The organism is Enterococcus sp. AZ089, from assembly GCF_050547225.1.
GTDB classification, from domain to species: Bacteria; Bacillota; Bacilli; order Lactobacillales; family Enterococcaceae; genus Enterococcus_D; species Enterococcus_D entomosocium.
Genome location: NZ_CP172954.1, coordinates 244,776 through 263,266, shown reverse-complemented (window position 1 = coordinate 263,266; position 18,491 = coordinate 244,776). Strand labels below are relative to the sequence as shown.

Genomic DNA, 18,491 nt, shown 5'->3' with positions numbered 1-18,491 from the left:
TTTCAACAGCCGCATCGACTGAATGAACATGGTTTATAAATCTTTGTTCGTAAAGTAATAAGGCAATAGGCCTTCTACCGTGGTTTCTTTGATCACACCATCATCGCCGACTAAGGTCACCGGCATATCTGGCGCACAAAATTCCACCATGACCTGGCGGCAAGCACCGCAAGGAGAGATCGGTTCTGGCGTATGACCCGCCACAACCAAATGTTGAAACTCTTTTTCGCCTTCAGAAACGGCTTTGAAAAAAGCCGTTCTTTCTGCGCAATTTGTTAAGCCATATGAGGCATTTTCAATGTTGATCCCTTGATATATCGTCCCATTTTTGGCAACGAGACAAGCACCGACCGGAAACTTAGAGTACGGCACATACGCTTTATCTAAGGCGGAAACGGCGGTGTCGATCCACTCTTTTTTCGCTATTGTCATTGTCTTCCCCGCTCTTGTTTTTAATTTTTGCTACTTTACTTAACAATGCTAAGCTTAGTAGCCAGCACCTGTTGAGCCAGTCACGATAGCAACACTTGCGCTTGTTCCTAAGCGATTTGCCCCCGCTTCGACCATAGCTGCAGCTTCTGCTTCGTTGTGGATACCACCAGAAGCTTTGACACCCATTTCTGGTCCTACTGTTTCACGCATCAAGCGAACATCTTCAACGACTGCCCCACCAGTTGAAAAGCCAGTTGAGGTTTTCACGAAATCTGCACCAGCTGCTTTGGCTAATTCACAGGCTTTGACGATTTCTTCGTTTTCTAATAACGCTGTTTCAATGATTACTTTGACAAGCGCTTTGTCTTTGGCTGCTTCAACGACTGCTTCGATGTCTGCTTGAACTTTTTTGTATTGTTTTGATTTCAAGGCACCTACGTTGATTACCATATCGACTTCATCTGCGCCGTTTTTGATCGCATCTGTTGTTTCATAAGCTTTGACTTCAGATGTGTTTGCCCCTAAAGGAAACCCGATCACGGTACAAACAGCCGTTGGTTCGCCTTGTAATTTTTCTGCTGCTAATGAAACCCACGTTGGATTGATGCAGACAGAATAGAAGTGATAGGTTTTTGCCTCTTCGATGATTCGTAAAACATCTTCCTCCGTTGCGTCTGCTTTCAAAATCGTGTGGTCGATCATGCGATTCAATTCCATTTTTATTCGCTCCTTATTCTGTAATAATGTCATGGATCAATGGCGGTTCTGCGCCATCTTCCCCAATTTCAATATTTTGGTCGATCAATGCTTTGACATCCTCGATTGCTTCGGTATTGCTATAGATCGTCAATAGCGATTCCCCTTCAGTTACGGATTCGCCAACTTTCTTATGCAATTTGATGCCCACTGCATGGTCGATGTCTTCGTCTTTGGTCTTACGACCTGCCCCTAACATCATCGCCGCGATCCCTAGCTCATTGGCAACTAATTTCGTCACCACGCCGCTAGTTTTCGCTGGGACCTCAACTTCATATTTTGCTGTCAAAATCTTGCTCGGGTCATCGATCACTGAAGCGTCTCCGCCTTGATCTATGATCATCTGTCTGAATTTTTCTAACGCTTTGCCTGAATGCAAGGCTTCTTCCAACAGTTGGCGTGCTTCTTCCAATGAATCAGCTTTTTTCGCTAAAACGACCATTTGGCTGCCCAGTGCATAGCACATTTCTTCCAAGTCTTTCGGTCCTTTTCCTTGCAGTGTCTCAATAGCTTCCACCACTTCCAAACTGTTCCCGATCGCTTCCCCTAGAGGTTGTGACATATCAGAAATGACTGCCATCGTTTGGCGATTTGCCAATTTTCCGATGCGGACCATCGTTTGGGCTAAGCGTTTGGCATCCTCCAAGTTTTTCATAAAGGCGCCATCGCCTGTGGTTACATCTAACACGATCGCATCGGCACCTGCCGCGATTTTTTTACTCATGATCGAGCTGGCGATCAATGGGATCGAACTAACCGTTGCCGTCACATCTCGTAAGGCATACAGTTTTTTGTCCGCAGGAGCTAAATCTCCTGATTGACCGATCACGGCCACTTTACTTTCGTTGACTAATCGGATAAAGTCGGCTTCAGAAAGCTCGATTTTAAATCCAGGGATCGCTTCAAGCTTGTCTAACGTCCCTCCGGTATAGCCTAAGCCGCGGCCAGACATTTTCGCAACCGGTACGCCAACACTAGCCACTAATGGCGCTAGGATCAACGTGGTCGTATCACCAACACCACCAGTCGAATGCTTATCGACTTTGATTCCTTCAATTGAGGATAGGTCGATCACTTCACCAGAATTTGCCATTGCTAGCGTTAAGTTCGTGATCTCTTCATCTGTCATATCTACATAAAAAATAGCCATCAACAAGGCACTCATTTGATAATCTGGAATACTTCCTTCAGTATACGCAGTTACAATGTAGTCAATTTCTTCCTTCGTTAATGACTTGCCGTCACGTTTCTTTTCAATTAAATCCACCATTCGCATCGAAATGACCCTCGCTTCCTTTAACATTATACAATAATTTTTCGTAGGGTAAACCACTTTAGTAAAACAGTTTACTAAATATCGCAAAACTATGAAAACACTTACAAGAAGAAATATACCGCATTATTTCTCGCTTGTCAATGTCTTCACGCTCTCACGAATAATTAATTTTGTATCAAAAATCTTATTTGGAATTCGCCGTGTCGGAAACTCAATGGCGTCCACTAAAAACTTTGCTGCGGTAAAACCGATCTCAAAGGTCGGCTGCATGACCGTGGTAAGCGGTGGTGTGATGTATTCCGATAATTTCAAGGCATCAAAGCCGATCACCGAATAGTCTTCTGGTACTTTTTTGCCAGCCTCATAAATCGCTTGATAACAGCCGATCGCCATGGCGTCGTTACCGCAGAAGAATGCTGTGATCTCTTTGTACTTTAATAATTCCTTCGTTGCTTCGTACCCGCCGGTAACCGTTAATTCAGCATTTTCTACATATCGGCCTTTAAAAGGGATCTGATGGTCCTTCAAGGCATGGCGATAGCCATTGAACCGTTCCTCTAATTGATAGTAGCCGGTGATTTCTTTGAGCATCGCAATGTTGCGGTGACCGTTTTTGATCAAATAACTGACGGCTTGGTAGGCACCTTCGTATTCTTTCACGATTAAACGACCATTGTCCCGCTGATTGATCCCGCGATCGACTAAAATAATTGGTCGGTCATCAAAGAACCCGCTCTTCAAGGAATAATCCTCCGGCAGTAAATGCGGCGTCGCTAATAAGATACCATCTACCGAACGATGAGACAGTTCATTCAAATATTGAACCTCTTTTTCTTGGCTGTGGCGCGAATTGCATAACACTAGCATGTAACCTAGTGGATTGAAATAACTTTCCGCCCCTTCAATGACTTTAGAGAAAAAGAAATCCGTCACATCAGGCACGATCATTCCGATCGTTTTTGAATGGCGGTTGATAAGATTCGAAGCAAAAAAATCCGGCTTATAGTGATATTTATTTACGATATCTAAGACCCGCTTCCGGGTTTCTTCACTAAAACGGCTGCCTTTATTGTTTAGGATCTGCGACACGGTCGTGACAGAGACGCCAGCCATTTCAGCAATCTGTTTAATCGTCAATTTCATCTGCTTCTCTCCTCTCTTGCCTAAAGTGTAGCAAATTTTTCTCAAAAAAAATAGCACACTTTCAACAAGTGTGCGACTTTCTTTTTCGTTGATCAAAAATAGCCCGATGATATAGACAGCTGATTAACCAACGCTGCAATTGCCCGAAAGGCTGCTGGCAATAGGCTTTTTGAGAAACCAACTGGTCCAGTTGCTGCTAACCAGCGCTTGACTTGGCGATGCCTTTGATCTGCTGAGAATCAAAGAGCAGCTACGCTTCTTTTACGCTTTGAATGATGTAATAGCCTTTGTCTTTTTTGATGATTTCGGCATTGCCAAAGGTCTCTTGCATTTTCTTTTGAGCACTCGGCGCCCCTTGTTTCTTTTGGATCACGATCGTTAAAGTCCCCCCTGTTTTTAGTAGCGGAAACGCCCCTGTCAAAATCTCATGGACGACTTCTTTTCCTGCCCGAATCGGTGGATTGCTGAGGATCGCCGCATAAGCAGGTTGATTTAATTGGGCATAGATATTGGATTGATGGATATCTACCTGTTCAATGCCGTTACGCTGGGCATTGCCTTTTGCCAAATCCACTGCCCGTTGATTGATATCGATCATCTCGACAGGTCGCTGACTTGCATAAGCCAACGCTAAGCCAACAGGACCATAGCCACACCCAACGTCTAGCAGACTTCCTTCTGGCAGCTCCGCCCACTCAAACGCATCGATCAGCACCCGCGAGCCGTAGTCCACCGTGTCTCGGGAAAACACCCCGCTATCTGTCACAAAATGAAAGTTCTTTCCTCTTAATTCAAACGACCACTGTTCAAAATCATGGGCCATATCAGGATTTTCTGTATAGTAATGATTACTCATGATTATGCTCCTTTCTTCTATTCCCTTTTCGCTTGTCTTTTCTACTGGCTTCTACTGGTTTTTTCCTTGTTGCTTCTATTAGAACGAATGAACGTAGTGAAAACACCAGTAAAAAGGCGTGCAAGATTTGTCTGCTGTTTCTTTCTAATCATACCGAAAAACAGCCAGAAGTAAACGCCCAGCAAAAAAAACAACGAAAAAACAGTTTTTTGTTGTTTCTGCAAAGGAAATCATGTCTTTTTTCCAAGTTCTGCGGGTTTCTATGGTAAAATACTTTCGAACAGTGGCCTATCGCTTCTAATAGAAACCGATGATGCCGCAAAAAAGGAGCCTACTATGCAAGAAACCATGAATTTTTATCAAATTCCTCGTGAGCAATGGCAAGGGTTTTATACGAACGGCATGATGCCTTTCACTCAAGAAGAATTGGATAATATCAAAAGTTTGAACGACCGGATCTCGGTCCAAGATGTGGAAGATGTTTACGTGCCTTTATGCCATCTGATCCATCTTTATATGAAAGAGTTTGAATCATTGACCCTCAGCAAGGGACTCTTTTTACACCGCTATGTTAAAATGCCGCCTTTTATCATCGGCATCGCTGGAAGTGTCGCCGTCGGCAAAAGCACCACCGCACGACTCGTCCAAAATTTGTTGGCCCGTTTGTTTCCCCGTAGAACCGTCCAACTGATCACCACTGACGGCTTTTTGTACCCGAACGAAGTCTTGGAGGAACGCGGCAGCTTGAATCGCAAAGGATTTCCAGAAAGTTATGATATGGAAGCCTTGATCAACTTTTTGAATGCGGTCAAATCAGGAGAACCAGACATTCAGATCCCCGTCTACTCCCATGAAGTCTACAATATTATTCCTGATACGTATGAAACGATCAGTCAACCAGATATCTTGATTGTGGAAGGCATCAATACCCTGCAATTGCCTGCCAACCAACAAATCTATATCAGTGACTTTTTTGATTTTTCAATTTTCGTGGATGCCCAACCGGCACTGATCGAAAAATGGTATTTGGAACGATTTGAATCATTACTAGACACTGCCTTTCAAGATCCCAGCAATTATTATTACCAATATGCGATCGGGGATCGCAAGGAAGCGATTAAAATGGCAAAAGAAGTATGGAAAAATGTGAATTTAAAGAATTTACACGAGTATATCTTGCCTACACGCAGCAGAGCCGATATAATTCTTCATAAAACAAAGCACCATTTGATCGATGAAGTGTTCTTGCGTAAGTATTGACCGCTTCATTTTTATAATTATGCTGTTGAAAAGGCCCAGCCTTTTTTCAATAAAAACTAAAAGAATTGAGGTAATTTATTGTGACAAACGTTGACACTTTGCCAAACGTCGAAAAAATTATCGTACTTGATTACGGTAGTCAGTATAACCAGCTGATTACACGCCGTATTCGTGAGTTCGGTGTTTTCTCAGAATTATTGAGCCACCGCATTACCGCTGAAGAAGTAAAAGCGATGAATCCAAAAGGGATCATCTTATCTGGCGGACCAAACAGCGTCTACGACGAGAACTCTTTCGGCATCGACGAGAAAATTTTTGATTTAGGCATCCCAGTTTTAGGGATCTGTTACGGCATGCAGTTGATTACTTATAAATTAGGCGGAAAAGTTGAACCTGCCAAAAACCGTGAATACGGCAAAGCAGAATTGGAAGTCACTTCTGATGCAGCGGCCCTTTTCCAAAACACGCCCGCAACCCAAACCGTGTGGATGAGCCACGGGGACTTGGTCACTCAAGCACCTGCAGGCTTTGATGTTGTGGCGACGAGCAAAGATTGCCCGATTGCTTCTATCCAAGATGCAGAACGCAAAATGTACGGTATCCAATTCCACGCAGAAGTTCGCCATTCAGAATACGGCAACGACTTACTGCGTCACTTTGCCATTGACGTTTGTCAATGTACAGGTGATTGGACAATGGACAACTTCATCGATATGGAAATCGCAAAAATCCGCGAACAAGTGGGCGACAAAAAAGTCTTGCTTGGTCTTTCCGGCGGGGTCGATTCTTCTGTCGTTGGTGTTCTTTTACAAAAAGCGATTGGCGATCAACTGACTTGTATTTTTGTTGACCACGGCCTCTTGCGTAAAGGCGAAGCCGAGCAAGTAATGGAAAGCTTAGGTGGCAAATTCGGCTTGAACATCATCAAAGTTGATGCCAAAGAACGTTTCCTATCAAAACTTGCTGGGGTTTCTGATCCTGAAGAAAAACGCAAGATCATCGGGAATGAATTCGTGTATGTCTTCGATGATGAAGCAACGAAACTAGCTGGCGAAGAAGGCGTTTCTTTCCTTGCCCAAGGAACCCTTTATACCGACGTCATCGAATCAGGAACCGAAACTGCTCAAACCATCAAATCACACCACAATGTGGGTGGTTTACCTGAAGACATGCAATTCAAATTGATCGAACCATTGAACACCTTGTTCAAAGACGAAGTCCGTGAATTAGGGACTCAACTTGGCATGCCAGACAGCATCGTATGGCGCCAACCATTCCCTGGACCAGGTCTAGGTATTCGTGTCCTTGGCGAATTGACAGAAGAAAAACTAACGATCGTCCGCGACTCGGACGCAATCTTGCGGGAAGAAATCGCAAATGCCGGCTTAGACCGCGACATTTGGCAATACTTCACCGTCTTACCAGGCATCCGCTCCGTCGGTGTCATGGGCGATGGCCGGACCTACGATTATACCGTCGGCATCCGTGCAGTCACTTCGATCGACGGCATGACCGCTGACTTTGCCCGCATCCCTTGGGAAGTCCTACAAAAAATCAGCGTCCGCATCGTCAACGAAGTCGCACACGTTAATCGGATCGTGTATGATATTACGAGTAAACCACCTGCTACTGTGGAGTGGGAATAAAGTAGCAACCTCACTTGGTTGCGAAATATTGATTTAACAGTTTTTTAGCTCACTTGGAATGGATAACAATGACCTGTTTTACCTAGGTTCACCACCAAAATCCCGTCAGATTTCTCTGACGGGATTTTTGATTTAGGCTTAATCTGACAACCCTTTTGGGAAAATACGATAAGAAATTGTTGATTCTCGTTAACTATGTTAATCCCAATAGTGGGACTAACGCTCATATTGGAAATCAGATACGATAAAATAAGCTTAAATGCTTTTATTGCCTAAGTTTCTATAGAAGGTTTTTATTAAAAAATAAAAAACACTAAAAAGGGTGGACCTGAACTATGAAGAAGAAAGCTGTCGTTTATTGTGTTACGGGGTCACATATTCAATTAGCTGCAGTATCCATTGCGTCAATAGTAAATACTTATGAAGGGAATGAACCTTTAGATATATTAGTAGTTGTAAATGAACTAGGGAACGAAGAAATACTGAAATTGAAAAGTATTTCTAGATTATATGGAGAAAAAAATGTAATTATTACTATTTGGTATCCACCTAAAATAATAAACGAAATAAAGAATTATAGTAATTCGCGTTTTCCTGAAGTCACTCTGTGGAGATTATTTCTACCTTCATATTTTAGCAATTATGATTACATTCTCTATTTAGATAATGACACTATTGTATACGATGACGTATCCAATTTCTTTGATTTGATCCCTGATCAAAAATCAATTGCTGCAGTTAGAGACTTCTACTTCTCAGTTATAAGTGATACAGAGGACAGCTTTAAATATTTTGGCGTAAAAACTATGAAGAATTACTTCAATTCTGGAGTTATTTTATTTAATGTAGTTGTGTTCAATGAACAGATACGACCAGAAGCCATAGTACGTATGATAAATAAGAATGAATACTTGTATTTAGATCAAACCATTTTAAACATTCTTTGTGAGAGAAGTGTTGAGTTGTTGCCTTATGAATACAATTACCAGAAAGATGATCATTGGTTATTTGATTGGGCAAAAAATGTGAATCCACTCAAATTTTTGAAAATTGAAAAAGCTAGAAAAAATATAAAGATTCGACATTTCGTTGAATTTGAAAAAAATTCGATGCCCTGGGAGCATCTTTCCATACAAGATAAATGGGAAAAAGATTTTTGGAATTATCTGTATGAAATCAAGTCAACAAGTTTAAGGAGTGGAAAACAATGAAAAAAAATTTTTTCAAGAATTCGTTCGTTATTTTTAATTGCATTAATTTACTCTATAGGAACAATTTCTGTAGATGCAAAGTCAGCCGACATAGCGAAGACGCCTATTGTTGATTATTACTATCCTGGAATATTGTATGGTACAGCTACTTGTGTTAACGAATACGGTACCATCATTTACGACTCAAACTCACTAGGAGAAGCCTACCAAGAGGCTGTCAATGAAGCTGCGCAATCATGGAATCAGTCGATTGGGAGATCGGTAATTGTCGAAAAATCAAGTGTAAATGCAGCAGATAACCAAGTTGATTTAGTTTTGCAATCAACGGATGGCGATTCCTATGCAGATATGGGGTACTCCGGATTTGGTTGGGGGAATAGTACGAACAGAATATTTTTGAATAAAGCTGCTTTAAATGACGCATCATCTGGAAAAGGAACCTCCGGCTACGTACAGCTGGTTTCAACTATCCGACATGAAATGGGGCATACTTTAGGTCTCCAACATGACAATGGATCAGTGATGGCTGATTTATATGATGCCCAGGTTAGCAACAATCAAGAGATGCTGGATGCAGCGCAAAAAACGGCGGACTCAATTTCTAAGGGGATACTTCCTGCTGTCCCATTATTCAACAAATATGCGATACTAAATATCCTTAATAATAGGGATAAAATCTATTATTTGAATAATCATCGTTCTAATCAAATTGCCTCAATCTTTTTAGATTCTCCTGCTGGAAAAATTTCTGGCGTTACTTTCATCGATCAAACAGTTGAAATAACAGGTAACTATAATTTGTATAAACTGTCTCTGTCCCCAAGAGATCCGTATGTAGGAACAATTTCTAGTAATAATCTTATGAATAGAACTGTTTCAGTTACTGAAGATATTGTTTCTATTTATGGTCAACACTATTATCTTTTTGAAATTGATGGAGAAGAGTATATTGTTAATCGCCGCGCCTTCGGATAAATTCGCTACCAATTCTTACTTGAAAAGTTGCCACTGCAATCTTGGAAAAGTGTGCTTGCAATCTTAGATACATTCTTTAGTGGCAAACATACGCCTTTTAAGTAAGAAGAAAATTAGCAAACGTTTCATGCTAATGCGCAAGTTTTCAGCATTTTCTTTGAGGATTTTTTTGACAAAACCTCGGCCCTTGAAAAGTAGTTAAAGGAATTAATAGTCAACGAAAAAATCTATGTTTAGCCTTTCATCGTTTCATTTTCTAGCTGACAAAAAACAGCTAGAGATTGATCCCTAGCTGATGATGAGACAGATAGCATTGAAACACCTTACTCGACTACAATCACTTTATTTCCACCATCTTGCTCCGCAAAGTTTACCGTAAATAGATCCGTCGAAGCATCATAGCTGATTCCATCACTTTGAGAGACGATTTTTTGGTAGTCTTTTGGCAATTTTAAGGTCATGGTCGTCGTTGTTTGAGTTGGATCAGAAAAGGCATAGATGGTTTTGCCTTCTCTACTTGTTCTAATCAATGAAAGAGGTTTGTTAGTAGTAATATCGGCGACACTACCTCCATCATTCTGCCAAAAATTGATACCTAAATAGTCAGTTTGATCAAGTTTTACTGCTTGAACTTCCGAGGTATTGGCTAAAATCTCCAGCGGTTCTTCTTGGGCATAGGCAGTCAGTTCTGTTTCATTGATACCTGGCAACATGACATACGCATAATGATCCTCCATGGGATTTTTGCCATGATTGATCAAGAATTTTCGATATTCTCCGGTATAAACCGCATTACTTGGAAAGGCCTCATTGATTTCTGTATAGCTACCTGTTCGTGTTTCACTTACCACGTTTACTGTCGTTTCTTCTGGAAAATAGTAACCGATATTGGCCTGGGAATGATCGGAGTCTAACAACAACCACTGCTTGCTGCTTGTTTCATTTGTTTGATCAATACTTCCTTGATCAGAAAGGATTTGATAAGTATACGCATCGTTTAGTAAGCGATTATCCACGACCGTCTCAATAGAAGCTGTCGTATCACCAGTGATTCCCGCACCTAAAGCGACAATCTGCCCATCAATGATAAACCACGATTTTTTTGCCCGCACGTTCATAGGTAAAACATTCCCGTTATTTTTTGTACCCGTTTTGTTTAATGCCATTCCCACCGCAGCTGCACCATCATAAGCCACACCGCCTACCCACTTTTCTGGAGACGTTACCGTTGTAAAAGCTGAATTTTCATCCGCTAATTGTATGGTGTCCACGGTTGTTCCTGGCAAGCGATATGGATCGACGGTCGGCCAATAGCTAGAATTGAATTGAACTTGATCATCATTATAGAGGTAGAGCATCCCGTCTGCTGTATGCCACCCACGCTTGTTTTCCTTGTTGCCAGCTTCAAAGGAAGAAATGCGACTGGAATATAGTCCTAAACCCACCATATAATCAGTTGTTCGTTGAACAAAGCGATCCATTGAAGCGTACAGTTTTGTTCCCGTAAAAGGTAATGCATCCCCTGTAATCGATGGGTCTGCCAAGAGATTCATTGTCATTTGTAAATCATTGAAGTTTCTTGCATTCGTCAAATAATAGTCTGGATTTTCTTTGAGCCAATACTTGGCAGCTTCACGGAATTTTTGCTGGTATTGGGTTGGTGCGAATTGGGATACGATCAACAAATTATAGACTGTTGATGAGCCATAGCCGGCTTTGGTTTTGGCTGGAGCTCTTGAAATCGAACGACCATTGACCAACGGCAGCATTTCTCCTTGATAGATCAACGGCAAGAATGCTTGATCAACATTTTTAACAAACGTTTGTACGAGATCAGCGTCCATCTCAAAACTTGATCCTTGCGTGATAGCTAGAATTTGTCCCACACCCTTGATCAGTACATTTCCATAAGAACCAGTATAAGGGATCGTATTATGCTGAATAAAGGAACCATCTTTATAAAAACCATCGCCTTTTGTGACTAACTGAAATACTTCTTCGATACTTGCTGAAGCTTGGGTGATTTTCCCAGCGTCCCTTTGCAAAATGCCCAAGCCTAATACAGTAAGCGCGAGATCTGTACGATTAGCACCAGAAGTCACAAAATTTGGAATAAAAGCAAGCTCAGTAAAACTGCCTTGTGTCTTCGTATACAATTGCTTGAAGGGATCTGGTACATAACTGCTGATAATGGCAGTGTATTGCTGTAATTTCTCGGACGGTAACTCAGCGCCTAAAATCATTAAAGTACTGATCAGTTTTTGCGGGACACCGATTTGCCAATCCCACCAGTTTCCATGGTACTTTTTCCCATCATACCCTTTTCGAGTGACCATGAAATCTATCCCATCAATAATCGTCGTCGCCACTGCATCATCTTGATACAAAGAACTACCTTTCGTGCCATAGGCTAAAGCCATTTTCTGTAATTTTGTAAATTGAGTCGTTACATCCGCTGAAGCAGTATTCCCTTGTTCGAGGGGCCATAGGCTCGTTCGATCAGATGCTTTATTTATGGTTTGATACAACGCCTCAGCTTCTGAGGTGACCATCTGCACGTAATCAGCCATAGTCGGATTATTTGGATCATAGTGATCGGAAACCAGTTGATTTTGCCATTTTTCTTGCAGCTTCATAAATTCTGCTGTATGATCTTCCACGGGCAAGCTGCCGATAGGACCGCTGCGCATCGATAATACCTTCAGCTTAGATAAATTGCCAAACAAACGGATACCCACATACCCGGTCCAGTCCCCATCAATTGCCGTACCATTGGGATAGTTTACCTTTTGATTCTCATAAAATAGCTGATCATTTAAAAAGGCACGAAAACTCGAGCCCTCATACTGAAGCAAGAGTTTATATTTTTGTCCCGCAATCAAAGTAGGTCCAGAAATAGCTGTCAGCCATTTTCCACCTGGTTGACCAAGTTGCCACTGCCCATCACGATTATAAGCAAACGATTGCCACTGATCTGTCTTTTGTTCATCTGCGCGAAAGACCACCCCAATGTTCGCTTGGTCTTCATATAAGAAAGTAGTTTCAAAATCCCCTGAAGACCGCTTGGGAGCATCTTTGTTGAGCGTTACTGATTCCAGATTGGTGCCTTGCTTCGTATTACTGATCATTAAACCAGTAGCATTTTGTGCTACTTCGGCTTTCCCGACTAAATCTTGCCAAGACCCTTTCTGGTTAGAAAAATCCGAGTGATAGATCGATTCTGCTTCCGGCAATTCGGGTATTTGTTCCTCGGCATTTCCAGAAAGACGAGAGGCGCCAACTACCGAATACAGCAACAAGAAACACCCCATGATCAACAGATATTTTTTCCCTTTTTCCATCCTTTACTCCTCCTATTTCCCCGCGCAAAAGATAGCGCTATCATTTCGTGGAATAGGAAAAGAGTGAAGAAATTCATTTCCGCACTCTTTTCCATTTAGTTCAACTATTCTAAAAAAGAAAACAGGTTGACTACCCTAACTACTTATACGATTTACAAAACAATCACAGCAGCTGCCCATTTCCTTTTACACCATGATTCTTTCTTAACCCAAAATACCAAACGCACTCAAAACGATCGATAAGATCAAGATGATCCAAATTACTCGAGTAGAATTTAGTTTCTTTTGGCCTAGCATCCAGTAGGTCAGCAAGACGAGCAAGATAGGTACAAGGGATGGCAAGATGGCATCCAACGTGTCTTGGATCACCAATTCGACGCCATCTTTTTTATAGACAAAAGGAACAGTTGCTTTGACCACAGAGGGAATCAAGGCACCAATCACTGTAACCCCTAAAACGGTTGCGGCATTGGTGAAGGCCGATAATTTGTCTTTCAAGGTCGTCACTAATTTGACCCCTTGTTTGTAACCTAGAGGTAGCAACGCTGCCCGACCGAAAAGTAACGCGATGTTGGCGATGATCCAGATGACACAACCAACGACGGAACCATTTTGCGCCAATGTGCCAGCAACAGAGCCAAAGATCGTACCCCAAATCACGTGGAACAAGGAGTCACCGACACCGGCTAAGGAACCCATCAAGGCCGTTTTCAAGGCGATGATCGTTTCTTTGGCTTTGTGTCCGTCTTGTTCTTCGATAGCGACATCGATCCCCATGATCAAGTTCCCAAAGATCGCATTGGTATTGAAAAATTGATTGTGGGTCCGCAGCATATCTTGCAGCTGGGTTTCATCATGGCCATAGAATTTTTTCAAGACGGGTAGGATGCCGTAAAGGTAGCCCGAACTCATCATTCGCTCATAGTTCCAGTTTAATTGGCTTGCCAAAATATAGCGCCAGCTAATGGTATTCAACTCTTTTTTTGTCAGTTTTTGATCACTCATCGCCATCATATCCTCCTTCAAAATCTCCGGCAGCTGCCGTTGCAACCGTGCCTTTTTCGCTATCACGTTTAAAGACTAACATTGCTGCTACAAGTCCGATGATGGAAACGCCGAGCATTGGTACTTGCAGATACGCAGCTAAAAAGAAGCCTAATAACAAATAAGGAATGTAGTGCTTTGTTGGCAAGTAGCGCAATAAGATCGCTACCCCGACGACTGGCAAGACGCCACCAGCGGTTTTTAGTCCGGTCATCAGCCATTCTGGCGTGTTATCGGTAATCGTCGTAACGACTGCATCTCCAGCTAAAAGCATCAATAAAATCGGAATCGCCCGTGACAATCCCCACAAGAAAGAACCCGATAAAACTAACCGTGGGATTCGTTTGACTTGCATGTTGTCGATGGCTCTATCGATCCGGTGTAGTAGAAATACGTTACAAAAACGAGCTACGACATCCAGTTGCAGCATCAGCAAGGACACTGGAACTGCTAAGCCGATGCCATATTCCGCGCCGTTTCCTGAGATCACGGCAAACGCTGTTCCCAGTACTGCGCCGGTAAAATAATCCGGGACGGATGCACCACCAAATGCGGCGATCCCCAAACGCATCAACTGTAAGGTCCCACCGACCATCAAACCGGTCTTTAAGTCCCCCATGATCATTCCAGAAATCATTCCGGCGATCGCTGGTTGGGTCAACGTATTGGAAATAAGTGAATCATTAATAGCAATAAAAGCATAAACAGTAATAAGAATGATTTGATACGCTGCTAAATGCATGAATTTTCCTCCTAATTGTATGAACGAGTCTTAACTGGCTAGTTATCGATCGTTATGTCGCCTCAGATAAATCGTGAAAAACACTCGTTTTTTGACAAATCTTCCGCTACACATTCTCCTCGATTCAATCCCTACCTGGTTTATCCTCGTAATTTCTTCATAAAGTCGATCGATGGTTCATTGGGTACAAGCTGTGCCGTGACGGTGATGCCTTTTGCGGCGATCGCTTCAAAGATCGGCTCTTCTTCTGGCAGTACTTGAATGCTTTTGGTCACTTCCCGTGCGCCTTCTTTGTAGCTCATGTTGCCGACGTTGATCGCTTTGATCGGTCCATCTGCTTCAATATAACGCAAAACATCTTGGGGATTTTTGAAAAGCAAAAACAACCGTTGTTTTCCATAACGACCGGCGCGAATATTTTTGGCTGCCGTTGCCACCGGAAGGACCGAAAGTCGCATCGAAGTTGGCGCTGCCATTCGTAAAGAAGATTTTTGTAATGGGTCTACGGCGGCTTCATCATTGGCTACGATGATCCGTTGCGTGTTTAAACTGGTGGACCAGATACCGGCGACTTGTCCATGGATCAAGCGCTCATCGATTCGACTATTGACGATATTTTCTTGCCCAGCATACGCACTGTAATCCCCTAATTCCTCTTGCTTTTCTTCTAACATCTCTTGTTCTGCTTGGTTCATCCCTGCTTTGACATCAACGATGTTTTCTTTGGCTAAGCAAAGCAGCTCTTTGATCGTCGCTCGTTGATTGACGACTGCCTCGATCACTACGGACAATGTCATTCCAGCGAAGATCGCCACTTCGTCATCCTCTAAATAATTCTTGACTGCAACGTTGCACGGGGTTCCTCCTAATAAATCCGCAATAATCAATGTTGAACCGTTAAGGGCTTTCATTTTCTCGTTCAATTCTTTCTCAAATTGCAGATTGTCACTATCTGGTCGTAATGAAACGGTGTGAACGTTTGCTTGCTGGCCTACGATCATCTCGAGACTACTTTTGACCCCTTCTGCCATGCCGCCATGACTGATCAATACAATGTTTTCCACTAATTTCCCTCCTACTCCGCAGGTCGCCCTACTTAACATGTTATGTTCCTTGTAAGCATACTATACCACATGGCAAGCCATTCGTAAACCTAATATCTTAACATATTGAATTTTATTTTTCAGACCTGTATAGACTGGAAAACAACGAATTTTCTACACTAATTAAGTGGCAGGAAAGGATTTAACATGTTATGCTTGATGTATTCATATGGAATGGAGGGAAACCACTGTGTTGCCAAAGTATGAGCAGATCAAGCAAGATCTTTTACAAGAAATCAAAGACCATAAATTCATTCCCGGTGATAAGTTTTATTCAGAGGCAGATATCAAGCGGATGTATTCTGTTAGTTCGATCACGGCAGTCAAAGCGTTGAATGAATTGACGAGTGCTGGCTATCTGTATCGCATCCAAGGCAAAGGGACCTTTGTTTCAAAAGCAAAAGTATCTCAGAGTGTGAAGTTTTCCGACATTGAGCTGCATTCACTGGACCAAGAAAAGGTCAAGGTCCTTGCGGTGGAAGAAGGAAATGCCCCAGAGATTTTGAAAGAATTAGGATTGGCTGCCAGTGCTTCCTACTACCGAATCAAACGAGTCCGCTATTTTGGCGACGTTCCTTTCTTGGTTCACATCACTCATTTGCCGAAGAAGCTGATGAAAGAACCGATCGCCAAAAACCTCAACCAATATGCTAGTGTTTATGAGCGGGTCCGAAAAGACTTTGCGATCGACCTTTTCTCATTGGCTTCTGTTGAAACCAACGAAATCGTATTTCCTGATGACGCTGAATTGTTGAACTTATTGCAACTGAGCTTCCGAGAGCCTGCGGTCAAACAAGTCAAGCACTCCTATTTAGCAGATGGAAGTGTCGCTGAATACATCGTCAGCTACAAGCACTGGAAATATTTCAAAACAAAAATAGAAGTAGAGCCCGCGTAAATTTGGGTCTCTACTTCTATTTTTTTATTCTACGACAGGTTGATCACAGAAAACGAGTTCCTTGATCTCAACGCCATCGGTTTCAAATACCACGACTTCGTTGCTGCCTTTTTTCAAAAATTCTTTCGGACAGTATAAGGAATGCACGGGGCCACGTTGCCAATAGCGACCAAGATTGATGCCATTGACGATAACGACGCCTTTCCCATACCCACGGCAATCGATAAACGTATCTCCTACCACTGTCAGACTGAAGGTCGTTTGATAAAAGGAGGGGTGTGTCGGATTTTTTCCTGCTTGATAATCGATGGCTTGTAGCTGCTCTGCGGAAAGCGTCAATGGGTAATGACGATAGCCTTGATGGAAATGAATATCTTGCATGATGCCCCCACGGATGCCTTTGGCTTGTGTAGGCCCATTCAATTTAAACCCGTAGTTCACGCGCCCTAAGTTTTCTACTAAGACATCTAGCTCGATGGTTTCTTTATCTGGTGTCCCTTGGATCAACAGCTCCTCACCTAGCGTTTCTTGGTATTGGATCGCCTGTAATTGGCCGTCGGTAAAAATATGCAACCGATCGCTAGCTTCTACCACTTTTAATTTGTTTTCTCGATGATAGTTTTTTAACTGAACCGAATAGAGCAAATAGCCGTAGCCTGTGCTGACAGTTTCCATTGTTAGTGGATACATGTTTTCTTGCGGTGCCATCAGTTGATCTTTGATAGCCAATAATGAGACACTGTTTTCGATGGGAAAGGTTCCTAATGCCTCTAATTGCTTGGTCCGTGGTTTGGCTTGCCACACTTCGGGACAGGCTTCTTTTATGGCTTTTTGTACATGATAGTATTTGTCGGTAGGTTCTCCTGCTTCTGTCAGTAACGCATCGTAATCATAGCTGGACACTTGTGGTAGATCCAGCGCTCCCCGAGCGGAACAGCCATTGTAAAAGCCAAAATTCGTCCCTCCATGGAACATGTAAAGATTCAAGGAGCCGACTGCTAACATCTCTTTGACTTCATTGGCTAAGTCTTGACCGTCTCGCTTGATGATTGGCTCCCCCCAGCGGTTGAACCAGCCATCCCAGTATTCCATACACATGATGGGCCAATTTTTGCCATGTTTTGTCATGAAATCTTTCATCACAGCCGCATTTTCCTTGGAACGACTGCCGAAATTGCCTGTGACAAAGACGTCGTCTTCAATCAATGTCCCAGCGTCCAAGACTTCTTCCCATGCCCCATCTGAGGTAAACAAGGGTACATCGATGCCGTATTCTTCCATCAACTCCTTGGTCTGGCGCAAATACGCTTTTTCCATTCCATAAGAGCCGTACTCATTTTCCACCTGCATCATGATCACTGGTCCCCCATGGGTGATCTGCAACGGCACAAGCTTTGGCAACAAGACCTGGAAATAGTTGCGCACCTTTGCCATGAAGCGTGGGTCGGTTGAGCGCAACCGCATCGGTTCATTTAACAGCCAAGCTGGCAACCCACCAAATTCCCATTCAGCACAAATGTAGACGGAAGGTCGCAAAATGACCATCAAGCCAAGCGTTTGGGCTTGCTTTACAAAAGCACAGATGTCTTTCATCCCCTCAAAGTCGTAGACTCCTTCACGAGGTTCGTGGAGATTCCAAGGAATGTAGGTCTCAACTGTGTTGGCTCCCAGTGCTTTTAGATTGTAGAGGCTATCTGTCCATTGCACCGGTGTCATGCGGAAATAGTGGATCGCTCCGCTGATCAATTTGATTGGTTTTCCATCTAACAAAAAATCTTCTTTTATCTCAAACGTTCGCATGTCGTCTT

General features: G+C 42.7%; 15 protein-coding genes. 5 read left to right on the top strand and 10 right to left on the bottom strand.

Features of this window, described 5'->3' with window-relative positions; genetic code table 11:
• Window positions 1-33 precede the first annotated feature (33 nt).
• From IGJ01_RS01215 to IGJ01_RS01195, 5 genes are all read right to left on the bottom strand, one after another.
• Window positions 34-432, bottom strand: coding sequence for a cytidine deaminase (locus tag IGJ01_RS01215; RefSeq protein ID WP_005226837.1), 399 nt, complete (start codon window positions 430-432; stop codon window positions 34-36).
• 54 nt (window positions 433-486) lie between these two features.
• The gene (gene deoC / locus IGJ01_RS01210) at window positions 487-1,149 is read right to left on the bottom strand and encodes a deoxyribose-phosphate aldolase (protein ID WP_430601315.1); all 663 of its coding nucleotides are present in this window, start codon (window positions 1,147-1,149) and stop codon (window positions 487-489) included.
• A gap of 13 nt (window positions 1,150-1,162) precedes the next feature.
• Window positions 1,163-2,464 (bottom strand): pyrimidine-nucleoside phosphorylase, encoded by a 1,302-nt coding sequence (locus IGJ01_RS01205; RefSeq protein WP_042890150.1) that lies wholly within the window; start codon window positions 2,462-2,464, stop codon window positions 1,163-1,165.
• A 123-nt stretch (window positions 2,465-2,587) separates the two neighbouring features.
• A complete protein-coding gene (locus IGJ01_RS01200) occupies window positions 2,588-3,607 on the bottom strand; it encodes a LacI family DNA-binding transcriptional regulator (RefSeq protein WP_005226832.1) in 1,020 nt (339 codons plus the stop codon).
• Between the two features lie 250 nt (window positions 3,608-3,857).
• Window positions 3,858-4,463, bottom strand: a complete 606-nt coding sequence (locus tag IGJ01_RS01195; RefSeq protein ID WP_086332898.1) for a class I SAM-dependent methyltransferase — start codon at window positions 4,461-4,463, stop codon at window positions 3,858-3,860.
• A 336-nt stretch (window positions 4,464-4,799) separates the two neighbouring features.
• Between IGJ01_RS01195 and coaA the strand changes: the two genes are divergently transcribed.
• The 4 genes from coaA (at window position 4,800) to IGJ01_RS01175 (ending at window position 9,555) form a co-directional block, all read left to right on the top strand.
• The gene (gene coaA, locus IGJ01_RS01190; protein WP_005226828.1) at window positions 4,800-5,723 is read left to right on the top strand and encodes a type I pantothenate kinase; all 924 of its coding nucleotides are present in this window, start codon (window positions 4,800-4,802) and stop codon (window positions 5,721-5,723) included.
• Window positions 5,724-5,803: 80 nt separating this feature from the next.
• Window positions 5,804-7,369, top strand: coding sequence for a glutamine-hydrolyzing GMP synthase (gene guaA / locus IGJ01_RS01185; RefSeq protein WP_016619593.1), 1,566 nt, complete (start codon window positions 5,804-5,806; stop codon window positions 7,367-7,369).
• Between the two features lie 335 nt (window positions 7,370-7,704).
• Window positions 7,705-8,580, top strand: a complete 876-nt coding sequence (locus IGJ01_RS01180) for a glycosyltransferase (RefSeq protein WP_016619592.1) — start codon at window positions 7,705-7,707, stop codon at window positions 8,578-8,580.
• 132 nt (window positions 8,581-8,712) lie between these two features.
• Window positions 8,713-9,555 carry a matrixin family metalloprotease gene (locus IGJ01_RS01175; RefSeq protein WP_233499076.1) on the top strand — a complete coding sequence of 281 codons (843 nt, stop codon included), beginning with the start codon at window positions 8,713-8,715 and terminating at the stop codon, window positions 9,553-9,555.
• Window positions 9,556-9,878: 323 nt separating this feature from the next.
• On the opposite strand, the gene IGJ01_RS01170 is transcribed toward IGJ01_RS01175, so the two are convergent.
• The 4 genes from IGJ01_RS01170 to IGJ01_RS01155 all read right to left on the bottom strand — a co-directional run bounded on the left by IGJ01_RS01170 (window position 9,879) and on the right by IGJ01_RS01155 (window position 15,785).
• Window positions 9,879-12,896 (bottom strand): polysaccharide lyase 8 family protein, encoded by a 3,018-nt coding sequence (locus IGJ01_RS01170; protein ID WP_430601314.1) that lies wholly within the window; start codon window positions 12,894-12,896, stop codon window positions 9,879-9,881.
• A 204-nt stretch (window positions 12,897-13,100) separates the two neighbouring features.
• Complete coding sequence (locus tag IGJ01_RS01165; RefSeq protein WP_005226799.1) at window positions 13,101-13,910, bottom strand: PTS system mannose/fructose/sorbose family transporter subunit IID; 810 nt, start codon at window positions 13,908-13,910, stop codon at window positions 13,101-13,103.
• Window positions 13,894-14,682: a PTS mannose/fructose/sorbose/N-acetylgalactosamine transporter subunit IIC gene (locus tag IGJ01_RS01160; RefSeq protein WP_005226797.1), complete on the bottom strand. Its 789-nt coding sequence runs from the start codon at window positions 14,680-14,682 to the stop codon at window positions 13,894-13,896. Before IGJ01_RS01160 ends, IGJ01_RS01165 begins: the two co-directional genes overlap by 17 nt.
• Before the next feature lie 140 nt (window positions 14,683-14,822).
• On the bottom strand, window positions 14,823-15,785 hold the full coding sequence (locus IGJ01_RS01155) for a PTS mannose/fructose/sorbose transporter subunit IIAB (protein WP_430601313.1): 963 nt from the start codon (window positions 15,783-15,785) through the stop codon (window positions 14,823-14,825).
• A 190-nt stretch (window positions 15,786-15,975) separates the two neighbouring features.
• On the opposite strand from IGJ01_RS01155, the gene IGJ01_RS01150 reads away from it, so the two are divergent.
• Window positions 15,976-16,683, top strand: coding sequence for a GntR family transcriptional regulator (locus IGJ01_RS01150; RefSeq protein WP_008376433.1), 708 nt, complete (start codon window positions 15,976-15,978; stop codon window positions 16,681-16,683).
• A gap of 24 nt (window positions 16,684-16,707) precedes the next feature.
• On the opposite strand, the gene IGJ01_RS01145 is transcribed toward IGJ01_RS01150, so the two are convergent.
• On the bottom strand, window positions 16,708-18,483 hold the full coding sequence (locus IGJ01_RS01145; RefSeq protein WP_430601312.1) for a glycoside hydrolase family 35 protein: 1,776 nt from the start codon (window positions 18,481-18,483) through the stop codon (window positions 16,708-16,710).
• Window positions 18,484-18,491: the final 8 nt, after the last annotated feature.